The following is a 14,044-nucleotide window of genomic DNA, read 5'->3' on the forward strand; positions in this document are numbered from 1 at the left end:
GGTCATCCCTTCCGGGTCGTCGTCACGGGGCGTTCGAGCAGGTCGGCGAGCGCGCGCCGGTCGACCTTGCCGTTGTTGTTGGTGGGGAGCGCCCCGACGGGGACGCAACGGCGCGGGATCTTGTACTCCTCGATGAGTCCGCGCATGTCGTCCAGTACGTCGGGGGGAGCGAGGTCGGTGACCACGGCCAGGACGGCCTTGTCACCGGTACGGGGCCCCGGGGCGAGGACGGCGGCGGCCGTGACGCCCTCGACCTGACGGGCGGCCGTCTCGACCTCGGTGGCGCTGACGCGGAAGCCGCGTTCCTTGTAGAGGTCGTCGCGGCGTCCCGAGAAGTAGAGGTAGCCGTCCTCGTCGAGCCGGCCGTAGTCCCCGGTGCGCAGCTCGGGGAAGAGCCCCCGGGCCCGGGGGAAGCGCTCGGCGGTCAGCTCGGGCCGGCGCCAGTAGCCGGCCATGACGTGCGGGCCGCGCACGACGAACTGGCCGACTTCGCCCGGGGGCAGGCGGGCCCCGTCCTCGTCCACGACGAGCACCTCCGTGCCGGGCAGGGCGATCCCGGAGGAGCCGGGGCGCTCCAGGTCCCCGTCGGGCGGCATGATCGTGGTGCGCTTGCACTCGGTCAGGCCGTACATGAGCTGGACCTTGAGGGTGGGAACGGCCGCGCGCAGGGTGGCGATCGTGTCGGCGGCCAGCGCCGCTCCGGTGTTGGTCAGCAGGCGCAGCCGGGGAACGGTGCGGGCGCGGCGCACCAGCCAGGCCAGTCGGTCGGTGACGGACGGCACCGACGCGAGGACGGTGGCGCCGGTGCTCTCCAGGCTGCGCAGGAGGGGCGGCCCGACCTCGGCGACGCTGCCGACGTGCAGTCGGGCGCCGGCGGTGAAGGTGAGGAACAGCTGGTAGAGCCCGTAGTCGAAGGACAGGGGCAGGGGGCTGTAGACGACGTCCTCGGCCCGGTAGTCCAGCATGCTCTGGATGGCGCCGGTGGCGAACAGCATCTGTTGGTGGGTGCTGACCACCGCCTTGGGCAACGAGGTGGTGCCCGAGGTGTAGATGAGGCAGGCTCCGTCCACCGGAAGCGGTGCGGGCAGCGGCTCGGTCGGCGGATCGGTGGGCGCGGCGGCGCGGAGCAGGGCCGCCGGGTCCAGCACCCGTACGCCGTGGGAGCGCGCGGTGGAGGCGGCTCCGGGGTCGTCGGTGACCATCACGGTCGGCTCGCAGTCGGTGAGCACGTGCTCCAACGGGCGCTCCCGGACCTGCTCGTGCAGCACGCTGAAGAGCGCGCCGGCGCGGGAGGCCGCGTGCAGGGCGACGGCGACGGCGAACGCGTCGGTGGTGGTGATCACCACCCGGTCGCCCCCGCGCACGCCCTCGGCCCTCAGCAGGTGGGCGGCGCCGACACTGCCGGCGGCCAGTTCGCCGTACGTCATGGAGCCCGTGGCGGTACTCAGGGCGGGCCGGTCCGGGTGGGCCGCCGCGGCTTCGTCGAGCAGTGCGTGCAGTACGTGCGGTGGGGACATCAGCGGCCTCCTGCCGGGGCGGGCGCGCGCTCCTCCACGGGAACGCGCGCGGTGGATCGCGCGGTGCGCTTGGGTACGGCGGTGGGCTTGGGTACGACGGTGGTCGCGCGGGCGGTGCAGACGGTGACCGGTTCGGGCAGGACCCGCGCGGCGCTGGGGCTCCCGCCGCAGGCGGCGATGACCTTCACCGCCCGCAGCTCGACGAACCGGCGCAGCTTCGTGCGGCGGGTGACGCTGGCGCTGGCCTCGATGTAGTCGCCGGGGTGGACCGGGGCGTGGAAGTGGATGTCGGCGTACTCGCTGAGCAGCCCCTCGTCCCCGTCGCTGCGGATGGTGATCTCGGTGACGAGGTCGCCGAACAGGCGCAGGACGCGGGCCCCGTCGACGAGGTGTCCGCCGTAGTGGGCGTCCTCCTGGCCGATCCGGACCCGCAGGGTGGCCGTGAGCGGCTCGGTGTCGGGGGTGTGCGTCAGGGCATCGGGCGCGTGTGTCACGACGTCGGTCGGGTGCGTCGCGGGATCGGTCGGGTGCGTCATGGAGTCCTGCTTCCGTCGGAGTTCCTGCCGGGGTGGCCGGTCGCCAGCGCGACGGCTGCGACCACGTCCCCCTTGTGCGTGATCGACACCGTGACCGTGACGGCGGGGGCGGCCTCGGCCGCCGCGGCGCGCAGTTCGACGCGCGGGGCGCCGTCGGGGGCGCGGTCGACGACGATGTCGTGCGGGGCGATGCCCTGGAACAGGCCGCGCCCGAGGGCCTTGAGGACGGCCTCCTTGGCGGCGAACCGGCCACAGAGGTACTCCTGCCGTCGCCCGCCGGTCAGGCTCCGGGACCGGGCGAGTTCCTCGGGCGCGTAGCAGTAGCGCAGGAACCAGCGCCGCCGGAGCAGGCGGTCGAGTTCGGTGCGTTCCACCACGTCCAGCCCCACGCCCGCCAGGTGCGGACGGGCGGTCACCGTACGGTGTCGAAGTCGGCCAGGTGCTGGCGGGCCAGCAGGTCCTCGGGGCGGTCGCGGTCCCGTACGAGGACGGCGCGGTCCCCGTCGACCATGACCTCGGCGGGGTAGCCGTGGCTGAGGAACAGCACGGGCGACGCCGTGGGCCCGTAGGCTCCGGAGCGTTCGACCCCGAGGAGGTCGCCGGGGCGCACCTCGGGCAGCGGGGCCCGTTTGACCACGGTGTCGTTGGGCGTGCAGAGCGGTCCGGTCACGGTGTAGACGCGGTCGGCGCGGGCGTGCGGCCGTCCGAGGTGACGCACGGGGAAGTTCCGCTTGACGAAGCTGCCGATGCCGACGGCGGCCATGTGGTGGTTCGTACCGCCGTCCACGACGACGAACTCCTCGCCCATGGACTCCTTCACGTACAGCGCCCTCGTCATGTAGGTGCCGGCGCGGGCGGTGAGGTACCGGCCGAGTTCCATGACGAGTCGGCAGTCGGGGTGACGTGCGCGGAACGCGGCGACCGGCTCCTCCAATTCCTTTCCGAGCGCCGCGACATCGATGTCCGTCTCGTTGTCGAAATAGGCGACGCCGAGGCCGCCGCCGAAATCGACGGTGGCGAGGTCGATCCCGAGGTCGGTCGTGAGGCTTTCCGCCATGGAGAGGATCTGCACGGTGTTGGAGACCACGTCCCGGTGGTTCAGGAAACGGGTTCCCATGTACGCGTGGAATCCGCGGACTTCGATGTGGGAGAGGTCGTCGAGCAGGGGGCGCGCCGCCCTCGCCTGTTCCTCGTCGATGCCGAACTGGCGCGGCTTGCCCCCCATCGCGAGCCCCGAACCCTTGCTGTGGAAGGCCGGGTTGATCCTCAGCAGCACCGGGACGGGGCCGGTGTCGCGCGCGGCGGCGGCCTCGTCCAGCAGCCGCAGTTCGGGCAGGGACTCGCAGACGACGGCGTGGATGCCCGCGTCGAGGCAGGCGTGCAGATCGGCGGGGGTCTTACCGGGCCCGAGGAAGATGATGTCCTCCGGGTCGACACCGGCCCGCAGCGCCGTCATGAGTTCCGTGACGGAGGAGACCTCGGCCCCGGCGCCCGCCCTGTTCAGCAGCGAGCACACGCTGATGTTGGGATTCGCCTTGAGCGAGTAGAGGATGTCGATTCCCGCCGGCAGGACGCTTCTGAGTTCGCGCAGGGTGCCGGAGAGCACCCGGGCGTCGTACACGAAGACGGGGGTGCCGAATTCTTCGGCGATCGCCTCCGCGGAAACATCCTGCGTTGTTGCTCCGGTTTTCGACAAGCCGTCCTCCCGGTTTGATCGGACATCGACATCGACCGTTCCGGGCCGTTGCCGATGAATGTTCCGGTGATGTCGAAAACCCTAGGCGACCCTGTGGTCCGGAGCGAGAGCGGACCGTCAGAACAGGGCAGTTCACCGACGCGCGGCCCGCGTCCGGCCGACGGCGAGGTGACCTCCTGCCCGAAGCGCGCGGGGCCCATGTGCGGGGACCGCCCAGGTGTGACCCAGGTCTCTCCCGGCATTCCACATTCCACCTGACGGACGGAATGTCGGACTTGCGGCCATACCTCGGGCTCGGTCGAGAATGGGCGCGCCTCGGCGATGGCCGAAAATCATCAGCACGGCGACGAAGGGGTCTCACATGTACATGGGGGCCACCGGCCTCGGGTAGGCGCGGGCGCCCCCGGGCCCTGTCGTCGAGCCCCGCCCGGCCCGGATCCGGGCTCAGTGCGCGGGGAGCCGTTCCGCCTCGCGGGCCAGGGCGGCCAGCACCGGGGCGATCAGCGGGTGGGTCTCGGCCCCCCGACGGGTGGCCGCGAAGACGCGGCGGGTGGCGGCCGGGCCGGCGACGGGCAGCACCCGCGCCTCCTTCAGGTCCATCCCGCGCAGCGCCGAGCGCGGGACGAGGGCCACCCCCGCGCCGGCGCCGACGAGGGCGGTGACCGCGCGGAAGTCGTCGGAGGAGTGCGCGAACCGGGGCTGGAACCCGGCCAGTTCGCAGGCCAGCAGGGTCACGTCGTGGCAGGGGTTGCCCGGGTACTGCCCCACCCAGTCGGCGTCGGACAGGTCCGCCAGCGACACGGCCGGCAGGTCCGCCAGGGGGTGTGCGGCCGGGAGGACGGCGTCGAAGGGCTCTGCGTACAGGGCAAGGACGGAGAGCCGCTTGTCGTCGGCGCCGGGTCCGCCCCGGTACTCGACGGCCAGGGCGACGTCCGCCTCCCCGTCGAGCAGCATCGGCAGGCTCTGGTCGCCCTCGGCGTCGCGCACGCGCAGCCGGATCCCGGGGCGCTGCGAGGCCAGCCGGGCCAGCGCCGGGGCCAGCACCTCGGCGATGCCGGTGGCGAAGGCCGCCACCGTGACCTCGCCCGCGACCCCGCCCGCGTAGGCGGCGAGTTCGGCCTCGGCCCGCTCCAGTTGGGCCATCACCTCGTGGGTGTGGCCGAGCAGGATCTCCCCGGCGGCGGTGAGCCGGACGCCCCGGCCGCTGCGGGTGAGCAGGGCGTGGCCGGTCTCCTGCTCCAGCGCGGCGAGCTGCTGGGAGACCGCGGAGGGCGTGAGGTACAGGGCTGCGGCCGCGGCGGTCACCGTACGGTGGTCCGCCACGGCCCGCAGGATGCGCAGCCGGCGGGGGTCGATCACCCCTCCATGATGTCAGCCCTGAGCAGCGGAAAGCGCCGTGCGGGCGTCGACGAAGGCGGCCACCGCGCGCTCCACGTCGGCCGTGGAATGGGCCGCCGAGAGCTGGACGCGGATGCGGGCGGCGCCCAGGGGGACGACCGGGTAGGAGAAGCCGATCACGTACACCCCGCGCTCCAGGAGCAGCTCGGACATGCGGGCGGCCTCGGCGGCGTCGCCGATCATGACGGGGGCGATGGCGTGGTCGCCGGGGAGGATCTCGAAGCCGGCCTCGGTCATCTTCGTACGGAACAGCTTGGTGTTGTCCGCGAGGTGCTCGCGCAGGTCTCCGGCGGACTCCAGCAGGTCGAGGACCTTGAGGGAGGCGGCGGCGATGACGGGGGCGAGGGAGTTGGAGAAGAGGTACGGGCGCGAGCGCTGGCGCAGCAGCTCGACGATCTCGGTGCGGGCGGCGACGTAGCCGCCGGAGGCGCCGCCGAGGGCCTTGCCGAGGGTGCCGGTGATGATGTCGACGCGGTCCATGACCCCGTGCAGCTCGGGGGTGCCGCGGCCGCCGGGGCCGACGAAGCCGACAGCGTGCGAGTCGTCGACCATGACCATGGCGTCGTAGCGCTCGGCGAGGTCGCAGATGTCCCGGAGCGGGGCGACGTAGCCGTCCATGGAGAAGACGCCGTCGGTGACGATCAGTTTGCGGCGGGCGCCGCCCTCGACGGCCTCCTTGAGGCGGGTCTCCAGCTCGGCCATGTCGCGGTTGGCGTAGCGGAAGCGGCGGGCCTTGGACAGGCGGATGCCGTCGATGATCGAGGCGTGGTTGAGGGCGTCGGAGATCACCGCGTCCTCGGGGCCGAGGAGGGTCTCGAAGACGCCGCCGTTGGCGTCGAAGCAGGAGGAGTAGAGGATCGTGTCCTCCTGGCCCAGGAAGGACGACAGGCGTGCCTCCAGCTCCTTGTGCACCTCCTGGGTGCCACAGATGAAGCGGACGGACGCCATGCCGTAGCCCCAGCGGTCCAGGGCCTCCTTGGCGGCGGTGACCACCTCGGGGTGGTCGGCGAGCCCGAGGTAGTTGTTCGCGCAGAAGTTGAGGACCTCGCCGGGGGCGCCGCCCGCGGTGACCGCGACGGCGGCGTTCTGCGGGGTGCCGATGACGCGCTCGGGCTTGTGCAGGCCCGCGGCGCGGATCTCGTCGAGGGTGGTGCGGAGGTCTTCGCGTACGGACTCGAACATGGGCTTCGGGTTCTCCTTGTGCGGCGGAGGCGGCGAGGTCGGACGAGGGGGGCCGGGCCCCGCGAAGGGGGGTGTGCGGGGCCCGGCCGGAGGGAGATGGTCTGTGGGTCCCGGGAACCGTGGGGTTTCGGGAGCGGTGGAGCGACCGGGATGGGCGGCCCGGGCGGACGCGGGGTCACGCGGCCCCGGGCGGGCGCGTGGTTACGCGGTCCCGGGCGGGCGCGTGGTTACGCGGTCCAGTCCAGGATGATCTTGCCGCTGCGGGCGGTGGCGGCCTCGTCGAAGGCGGCCCCGAAGTCGCGGTGCGAGTAGCGGCCGGTGATGACCGGGGACAGGTCGAGCCCGCCCTCCAGGAGCACGGTCATCGCGTACCAGGTCTCGAACATCTCGCGCCCGTAGATCCCCTTGATGGTGATCATCGAGGTGACGACCTTCGCCCAGTCGACGGCGAAGTCCTGGGCGGGCAGGCCCAGCATCGCGATCCGGCCGCCGTGCGTCATGTTGTCGATCATGTCGCGCATGGCCTCGCCCCGGCCGGACATCTCCAGGCCGATGTCGAAGCCCTCGCGCAGGCCGAGCTGGGCCTGCGCGTCGGCGATGGAGCTCTCGGCCACGTTCACCGCGAGGGTGGCGCCGGCCTTGCGGGCGATGTCCAGGCGCTCGGGGCTGACGTCGGTGATGACCACGTTGCGCGCGCCGGCGTGCCGGGCGACGGCCGCTGCCATGATGCCGATCGGGCCCGCTCCGGTGATCAGCACGTCCTCGCCGACCAGCGGGAAGGACAGCGCGGTGTGCACGGCGTTGCCGAAGGGGTCGAAGATCGCGGCCACGTCCAGGTCCACGGCGGTGCGGTGCACCCAGACGTTCTGCGCGGGCAGGACCACGTACTCGGCGAAGGCCCCGTCGCGTCCGACGCCGAGCCCGACGGTGCTGCGGCACAGGTGACGGCGGCCGGCCAGGCAGTTGCGGCACTTCCCGCACACCAGGTGGCCCTCGCCGCTGACGAGCGCGCCGACCTCGATGTCCCGGACGTCCGCGCCGAGCGCGGCGACCTCGCCGACGAACTCGTGTCCGAGGATCAGCGGGGTCTTGACGGCGCCCTGCGCCCAACCGTCCCAGGAACGGATGTGCAGGTCGGTTCCGCAGATGCCGGTGCGCAGCACCCTGATCAGCACGTCGCCCGCGCCGTACTCGGGCTCGGGAACGTCCATGAGCCACAGACCGGGCTCGGCCTTGTGCTTGACGAGTGCCTTCATGGGGGTGGCTCCAGGCATGCCGAAGGGGCGTCGACCGCGAGTGCGGGCGGCGTCGGTGACGTGCACCAATCTGCCGATCGGTGCGGTGATCGGTCCATCGAGACTTTCTTAAGCGGGTCGACAGCGCAGCTTCACGCCTATGCTCCTCGTTTGACGGGGTACGGGTCCGCGGCGGCGTCGGGTGGACGGTCGCGGGCCAGGGGAAAAGGGGAGGTGAGGGGCGTGCCGAGTCTGCGCAGCAGGGCGCTTTCGGCCGCGCTGGTCGCGACGGGGCGGCGAAGACGGTTCTCCACCGTGGAGGCGGTCCGGGCCAGGGTCGCGGAGTCGGCCCGCCGGCCCGCTTCGCACCTGCCCCCGCGCGCGCTGGGACGGGTGGCCGACGTCTCGCGGACCTTCGTGGGGGCCTGGCCGGTGTACGACGCGGCGCCGCGGCGGGGGGAGCCGGTGGCCCGGGTGCTGTACCTGCACGGCGGGGCGTACGTCAACGAGCTGGTCCGTCCGCACTGGTCGCTGGTCCGGACCCTGGTGACGGGGGCGCGGGCGCGGGTGGTCGTACCGGCGTACGTGCTGGCCCCGCGCGGGACCGCCGACCGCACCGTTCCGGTCGCCGCCGACCTGTTGAGCGGCCTGATCGAGAGCGGCGGCGCGGGCGGGACGGTGCTGATCGGGGATTCGGCGGGGGCCGGACTGGCCCTGGCCGCGGCCCAGCGGCTGCGGGAGCGCACCGGCGCCCAGCCGTCCCGGATCGTACTGATCTCCCCCTGGCTGGACGTGAGCATGAGCCACCCGGGGCAGGCTGCGATCGAGGGCTCCGATCCGATGCTGACCAGGTCGGGGCTGGCGGAGGCCGGACGGCTGTACGCGGGCACCCTGAACGTGGACGATCCCCGGGTCAGCCCGCTGCACGGGTCCTTCGAGGGACTGGCGCCGCTGACGGTGTTCACCGGGACCAGGGACGTGCTCAGCACCGACGCCCGCCGACTGCTGGACCGGGCCCGCGAGGCGGGCACCGAGGTGGAGTGGCACGAGGAGCCGGGCCTGCCGCACGTGTACCCGCTGATGCCGGTCCCGGAGGGCCGGGCGGCCCGGGACCGGATCGTGGAACTCATCCGGGAGACCGCCGACGACCCCACGGACCGGGCGTAGGCCGTGTCCCGCACCTGGGAGGACACGACGCCCGGGGTGCTGCTCCTGCCGTCCGGGCGGTCGGTGCGCGGGCGGGGGTTGCGCCGGCCGTTGCCCGCGGGCGCCGAGCCCCACTTCGGGCTGTACCTGCTGGGGCGGCCGGCGTCGGCCGTCCCCTGGGAGGGCCGGTGGGTGCCCTGGCCGGACTTCCGCCTGCCCCGGGACCGGACCGGATGCGCCGACGCGCTGCGCGAGGCCCTGTCGCGGGCCGGGAGCGAGCGCGTCGAGATCGCCTGCGAGGGCGGGCACGGGCGTACCGGGACGGCCTTGGCGTGCCTGGCCGTCCTGGACGGGGTTCCGGCGGGGGAAGCGGTCGCCTTCGTGCGCCGCGGCTACTCCCCCCGGGCCGTCGAGACCCCCTGGCAGCGCCGGTTCGTCGCCCGCTTCGGGTAGGGAGGCCCGTCCCGGGGCGGCGGGCTCGTGGGACAAGGCCTCAGGCCGTGCAGGTCATCAGGGAGCTGACCGGCCAGGCGCGGTAGGCCGTCCAGTAGGCCTCGTCCCGGGCCGGGTCGGCGGGCGGGGTGCGGCTGGGCTGCCAGCCGACGGTGGCGAAGCCCGCGTCGACGGCGGCTTCGGCGAAGTCGGCGTGCGCCCATTCGCGGTACTCGAAGTGCTGCGGGGGCTCGGTCAGGAACTGCGCCTTGAGCAGGGGCGCGTCGCCCTCGGGGACCCGGTCGAGGATCCGCATCCCGTACGGGGACCAGTCCACGCTCGGGAAGGCGCCCGGGTTGCGGACCAGGGACAGCAGCCGGCCGCCCGGCCGCAGGTTGGCCCGGATGCCCCGGAACATGGCGTGCAGGGTGGCCCGGTCGGGCGCGTGGCTGAACAGGTACACGGCGGTGGCCAGGTCGAAGGGGCCCAGCTGGGGCATGGCGGCGGCGTCGGCGAGCACGTACTCGACGGGGGTCGGGTGGTCGCCGCCCTGCCGTTCGCGGGCCAGCCGGACCCGGTCGGGGCAGCTGTCGACGCCGACGGTGCGCCGCGCCCCGCCCCCGGCCAGCAGCGCCGCGGTGCCGCCGTGCCCGCAGGCCACGTCGAGGGTGTCGAGGTCGCGGACCCCGCCGAGGGCGACCAGCGCGGTGTGCAGGGTGTGGGCGTCGGCCAGGGAGAAGGCGGCCCGGGGCGCCGGGTGCGTGGACGTGTCGTACGGCTGTCGCATGTCGCCAAGCCTCCCCGTCCGAGCGCCCGGGGGACGGAACGGCCGCCGGTGGTCCCTCGGACGGGGGAGGCGTTCGGGTCAGTCCCTACGGCGTCCGGGGCCCGGCCCCGGCAGGTCGGTCCGCGTGGCGTACGGGACTCAGCGCGACCAGCGTCGCCCGCCCGCGCCCGGCGCCCGGGACGGAGGACGGGCAGCCCCCGCAGGCGCGGCCGGCGGCGACGGGGCAGTCCGAGCAGTCGGAGCCGCCGATCTCCTCCCGGCGCAGCCGGCCCTTGCGGACCCAGTAGGCGGCGAGGCCGGCGGCCTCGGCGGTGCTCACCCCCAGGCGCTCGGCGATCGCCGCCATGCCCTCGCCGGGGGCGGCCCGCTCGAACTCCCGCATGAAGTCCCGGAGCGGGCTCGCGGGCCCGCTCACCACAGCGGCCGCGCGAGCTGGAAGACGGCGGTGGCCAACAGCCAGGCGGCGGCGAGCTGGATGCCGAGGCCGATCAGGGTGAGCCGGGTTCCGATCTCGGCCCGCTGGGCGGCCAGGGCGGCCATGCAGGGGGTGTAGGCGAGGACGAACACGAGGAAGGCGAGGGCGGCGGCCCGCGGGTGTCCGCCGGAGGACTCCGCGAAGGTGGCGTGCAGGCTGCTCGCGAGCCGGGGATCGCCCTCCTCGTCGGCGGCGTACGTCTGGGCGAGGGTGGAGACCACGCCCTCCTTCGCGATGAGGCCGGTGCCGAGCGCGGCGGTGGCGTGCCAGTCGCCGAAGCCGGCCGGGGCGAAGACCGGGGCGGTGGCGCGGGTGACGGTCCCGAAGACGCTGCCCTCGACGGGGGTGTCCCCGAAGCCGCCCGCGCCGGTGCCCGCCGGGATCGCGATGAGCAGCCAGACCCCGGCCGCGGTGGCGACGATGATCCCGCCGGCCGTGCGCAGGAAGGCGACGAGGCGACGGCGGACCTGGGCGCCGGTGACCCGCGGGGTCGGGAGCCGGTACGGGGGCAGTTCCAGAACGAGGGGTTCCTCGCGCATGTCGCGGAAGAGGAGGGGCCGCAGGAGCAGGCCCATCCCGATGACGAGGAGCACGGAGGCCACGTAGAGGAAGAAGACGACGGTGCCCGAGTGCGCGCCGAAGAAGACGCCGGCGATCATCACGTAGACGGCGAGCCGGGCCGTGCAGCTGGTGTAGGGGATCAGCAGGCCGACGAGCAACCGGTGCGAGGGGCGGCCGAGGATGCGGGTGCCCGCGAAGGCGGGGACATTGCAGCCGAAGCCGACGACGAGCGGGAGCAGGGCGCGGCCGGGCAGCCGCAGGGAACGCATGAGGCGGTCGGCGACGAAGGCGGCGCGGGCGAAGTAGCCGGAGTCCTCCAGCAGGGCCAGCAGCGTGAACATGATGGCCATGAGGGGGACGAAGGTGAGGAGTTGCCCCACCCCGGCGATCAGGCCGTCGACGAGCAGGCCGGTCAGCCAACCCGGGGCGCGGGCCGTGTCGAGGAGGCCCTCCGCTCCCCCGCTGACGGGCCCGGACACGAGGTCTCCGAGGCCGTCCTGGAGGGGTTTCGCCAGGGTGGTCGTGGCCTGGAAGACCGCCCACATCACGGCGAGGAAGAAGGGGATGCCGAAGCCGCGGGACAGCAACAGCCGGTCGACGCGGTCGGTGAGGGTGGGGCGGGAGCGGGCGGGGCCGGGGGCGACGCCGTCGATCACGCCGTGCGCCCAGGCGTAGCGGGCCTCGGCGACGAGGAGTTCGGCGTCGGCGTCCTCGCCGCCGGCCGCGGCGAGGCGGGCGGCGCTCGCGCGGGCGGTACGGGCCAGGTCGGGCGGCGTCCCGTCGGGCTCCTCCCCGCAGAGCAGGCTCACGGCGAGCCAGCGCGCCGGGTACGGGTGGGGCGCGGCCCCGGCGTCCCGTACGAGGGCGGCGAGTTCGGCGGCGACGGGCGAGTCCCGACACCAGTCGGGAGCGGGGCGGGGGTCGAAGCCGGGGCCGGGGTCTGAGCCGGGGCCGGGGCCGGGGTTCGCGGTGAGGGCTTCGGCCACGGCGGCGGCGAGGAGGTCCAGCCCGGCCCCCGTACGGCCTTCGACGGCCACGACGGGCAGCGCGAGCCGCCGGGCCAGCGCGGCGGGATCGGGGGTGCGGCCCCGTCGGGCGGCGATGTCGGTCATGGTGAGCGCGACGACGACGGGGATCCCGGTGTCGAGGACCTGTGAGAGCAGGAAGAGGTTGCGGGCGGGGTTGGCCGCGTCGAGGGCAAAGACCACGGCGTCGGGACGTTGCCCGCGCGGGGCCGTCAGCACGTCCCGGACGAGCGCCTCGTCCGGGGAGTCGGGCAGCAGGCTGTACGAGCCCGGCAGGTCGGCGACGCGCAGCGGGCACCCGTCGGGGCCCCGCCAGGTGCCCCGGGCGACGGCGACGGTCTTGCCGGGCCAGTTGCCGACCCGCTGGTGGGACCCGGTGAGGGCGTTGAAGAGGGTGGACTTGCCGACGTTGGGGTTCCCGGTGAGGGCCACGAAGGGCGCGTCGGTGTCCCGGTCCGGAGGGGCGACGGCGGTGGTGTGGCAGCTCATCAGGCGCACCTCAGGCGTGCCGCGGTGCGGGAGTCCAGGGCGACGCGGGCGGCGCCGAGCCCGACGAGCACCCCGCCGGTGGCGCCCCGGGCGACGACGGTGACGTGGGCGCCGGGCACGAAGCCGAACTCCAGCAGCCGTCTGCGGCTGCCGCCGCTCTGGCCGGGGGCGATCCCGGTGATCCGTACGGTCGTCCCGGGAGGGCTGTCGTTGAGTGACGGCACCGGCGCACACACCTTCTTCTTCGGGGGCGGGTCTCAGGTCCTTGAGGTCTCGAACCTTGGAGGTCTCAAGCCCTGGAAGTCTCAAGCCCTGGAGGTCTCAAGCTCCTGAGGTCTCGCCCTCCAGACCTCAGGTCCCTGCCTTATTAGGCAACCCTAAGCAGCCCCGCGTCCTCCGGGTGGCGCTCGAAGTCCCTGATCGGAGGGGACTTTGGACCATCCCGTCCGCGCCCCGCCTCCTCCCTTCGGCCGGCTGCCGCCGGGCCGGCCGGGCCCGTGGTCAGGCCGACGTCACCAGTTCGCGGGCGCAGTCGCGCAGCCAGGCGTGGGCCGGGTCGGCGTCGTGGCGGGGGTGCCAGGCGAGCCCGAAGGGCAGCGGGGGCAGTTCGAGGGGGATCTCGAAGGCGACCAGCCCCAAGGCCTCCGCCTGGGCGACCGTCTGGGTGGCGATCAGGCCGATCAGATCGGTCTCCCGGATCACGAACAGGGAGGACGAGAAGGAGCCGATGCTTCCCACCACCCGCCGGGACAGGCTCTGTTGGGCAAGGGCGGTGTCCACCGGGCCGTTCAGCCGGCCGCGCCGGGAGACGATGAGGTGCTCGCCCCGGGCGAAGCGGCGCGCCGTGATCGGACCGCGCAGCAGGGGGTGTCCGGCCCGCACGACGCCCACCATCCGTTCGTCGCGGAGGTGTTCGACCCGCACCTCCGGCGACCGGTTGTCGATGACGCCGATCTCCAGGTCCGCGAGCCCCTCGCGCAGCGCCGGGACGTCGACGTGGCTCTCCGACAGGAACCGCAGCCGCACCCCGGGGGCCTCGTGCGCGACGCGGGCGAAGAGGGTGGACCCATAGGCTGCGGCGAAGGCGTCGTGGCCGAGGACGGTGAAGGTGCGGGTCAGGGTCGAAAGGTCGACCCGCCCGCCCGTGAGGAACAGGGCCCGGGCCCGCTCGACCACCGCCCGGACCTCCCCTTGGACGGCGAGCGCGTGCGGGGTGGGCACCATGGTCCGCCCGGCCCTGACCAGCACCGGATCACCGAGGGCCTTGCGGATGCGGCCCAGGGTGCGGCTCATCGCTGGCTCGGAGAGGTGGAGGCGGGCGGCGGCCCGGGAGACGCTCGACTCCTCCAGCAGGACGTCGAGGGCGACGAGCAGGTTCAGGTCCAGCCCGGTTCCGGATTGCGTCACGCGCATTCATTCCTTGCACAAGTTGCACTGGAAAGCAGATCATCGCCACCCTACGGTGGCTGTCGGGGGACGCGCGCCGGCCCGGCGCCCCTCCCCCGCATCCAACGGCCGCACGCCCGAACGGCGTTGCCCGCCGTCCCCGCACCCACTCCCCAGGA

14 protein-coding genes are annotated in these 14,044 nt (G+C 73.9%); 2 read left to right on the forward strand and 12 right to left on the reverse strand.

Features of this window, described 5'->3' with window-relative positions; translation table 11 throughout:
• Positions 1 to 2: 2 nt before the first annotated feature.
• The 7 genes from ACIOD1_RS12095 to tdh all read right to left on the reverse strand — a co-directional run bounded on the left by ACIOD1_RS12095 (position 3) and on the right by tdh (position 7,585).
• Positions 3 to 1,517, reverse strand: a complete 1,515-nt coding sequence (locus ACIOD1_RS12095; RefSeq protein WP_401901805.1) for a class I adenylate-forming enzyme family protein — start codon at positions 1,515 to 1,517, stop codon at positions 3 to 5.
• Positions 1,517 to 2,053, reverse strand: coding sequence for a hotdog fold domain-containing protein (locus ACIOD1_RS12100; protein WP_365611759.1), 537 nt, complete (start codon positions 2,051 to 2,053; stop codon positions 1,517 to 1,519). Before ACIOD1_RS12100 ends, ACIOD1_RS12095 begins: the two co-directional genes overlap by 1 nt.
• Complete coding sequence (locus ACIOD1_RS12105; RefSeq protein ID WP_365611756.1) at positions 2,050 to 2,469, reverse strand: 4'-phosphopantetheinyl transferase superfamily protein; 420 nt, start codon at positions 2,467 to 2,469, stop codon at positions 2,050 to 2,052. Before ACIOD1_RS12105 ends, ACIOD1_RS12100 begins: the two co-directional genes overlap by 4 nt.
• The gene (locus ACIOD1_RS12110) at positions 2,466 to 3,749 is read right to left on the reverse strand and encodes a type III PLP-dependent enzyme (RefSeq protein WP_401901807.1); all 1,284 of its coding nucleotides are present in this window, start codon (positions 3,747 to 3,749) and stop codon (positions 2,466 to 2,468) included. The genes ACIOD1_RS12105 and ACIOD1_RS12110 overlap by 4 nt, the downstream gene beginning before the upstream one ends.
• A gap of 444 nt (positions 3,750 to 4,193) precedes the next feature.
• Positions 4,194 to 5,108: a LysR substrate-binding domain-containing protein gene (locus tag ACIOD1_RS12115; RefSeq protein WP_365611750.1), complete on the reverse strand. Its 915-nt coding sequence runs from the start codon at positions 5,106 to 5,108 to the stop codon at positions 4,194 to 4,196.
• Between the two features lie 12 nt (positions 5,109 to 5,120).
• Positions 5,121 to 6,329 (reverse strand): glycine C-acetyltransferase, encoded by a 1,209-nt coding sequence (locus tag ACIOD1_RS12120; RefSeq protein ID WP_365611747.1) that lies wholly within the window; start codon positions 6,327 to 6,329, stop codon positions 5,121 to 5,123.
• A gap of 227 nt (positions 6,330 to 6,556) precedes the next feature.
• Positions 6,557 to 7,585, reverse strand: a complete 1,029-nt coding sequence (gene tdh, locus ACIOD1_RS12125) for an L-threonine 3-dehydrogenase (RefSeq protein ID WP_365611744.1) — start codon at positions 7,583 to 7,585, stop codon at positions 6,557 to 6,559.
• Positions 7,586 to 7,807: 222 nt separating this feature from the next.
• Between tdh and ACIOD1_RS12130 the strand changes: the two genes are divergently transcribed.
• Positions 7,808 to 8,731: an alpha/beta hydrolase fold domain-containing protein gene (locus ACIOD1_RS12130; protein ID WP_365611741.1), complete on the forward strand. Its 924-nt coding sequence runs from the start codon at positions 7,808 to 7,810 to the stop codon at positions 8,729 to 8,731.
• A 3-nt stretch (positions 8,732 to 8,734) separates the two neighbouring features.
• The gene (locus ACIOD1_RS12135) at positions 8,735 to 9,163 is read left to right on the forward strand and encodes a protein-tyrosine phosphatase family protein (RefSeq protein ID WP_365611738.1); all 429 of its coding nucleotides are present in this window, start codon (positions 8,735 to 8,737) and stop codon (positions 9,161 to 9,163) included.
• Positions 9,164 to 9,203: 40 nt separating this feature from the next.
• Here ACIOD1_RS12135 and ACIOD1_RS12140 read toward each other — a convergent pair whose 3' ends face one another.
• The 5 genes from ACIOD1_RS12140 to ACIOD1_RS12160 form a co-directional block, all read right to left on the reverse strand.
• Complete coding sequence (locus tag ACIOD1_RS12140) at positions 9,204 to 9,929, reverse strand: class I SAM-dependent methyltransferase (RefSeq protein ID WP_365611735.1); 726 nt, start codon at positions 9,927 to 9,929, stop codon at positions 9,204 to 9,206.
• An 85-nt stretch (positions 9,930 to 10,014) separates the two neighbouring features.
• The gene (locus ACIOD1_RS12145) at positions 10,015 to 10,344 is read right to left on the reverse strand and encodes a FeoC-like transcriptional regulator (protein ID WP_365611732.1); all 330 of its coding nucleotides are present in this window, start codon (positions 10,342 to 10,344) and stop codon (positions 10,015 to 10,017) included.
• Positions 10,341 to 12,479 carry a ferrous iron transport protein B gene (gene feoB, locus ACIOD1_RS12150; RefSeq protein WP_401901810.1) on the reverse strand — a complete coding sequence of 713 codons (2,139 nt, stop codon included), beginning with the start codon at positions 12,477 to 12,479 and terminating at the stop codon, positions 10,341 to 10,343. Before feoB ends, ACIOD1_RS12145 begins: the two co-directional genes overlap by 4 nt.
• Entirely contained in the window at positions 12,479 to 12,703 is a 225-nt protein-coding gene (locus ACIOD1_RS12155) for a FeoA family protein (protein ID WP_365611726.1), read from the reverse strand. Before ACIOD1_RS12155 ends, feoB begins: the two co-directional genes overlap by 1 nt.
• 277 nt (positions 12,704 to 12,980) lie before the next feature.
• Positions 12,981 to 13,892 carry a LysR family transcriptional regulator gene (locus ACIOD1_RS12160; RefSeq protein WP_365611723.1) on the reverse strand — a complete coding sequence of 304 codons (912 nt, stop codon included), beginning with the start codon at positions 13,890 to 13,892 and terminating at the stop codon, positions 12,981 to 12,983.
• Positions 13,893 to 14,044 lie beyond the last annotated feature (152 nt).

The sequence above is a fragment of the Streptomyces sp. NPDC088097 genome (assembly GCF_044741845.1).
Taxonomy (GTDB): Bacteria; Actinomycetota; Actinomycetes; order Streptomycetales; family Streptomycetaceae; genus Streptomyces.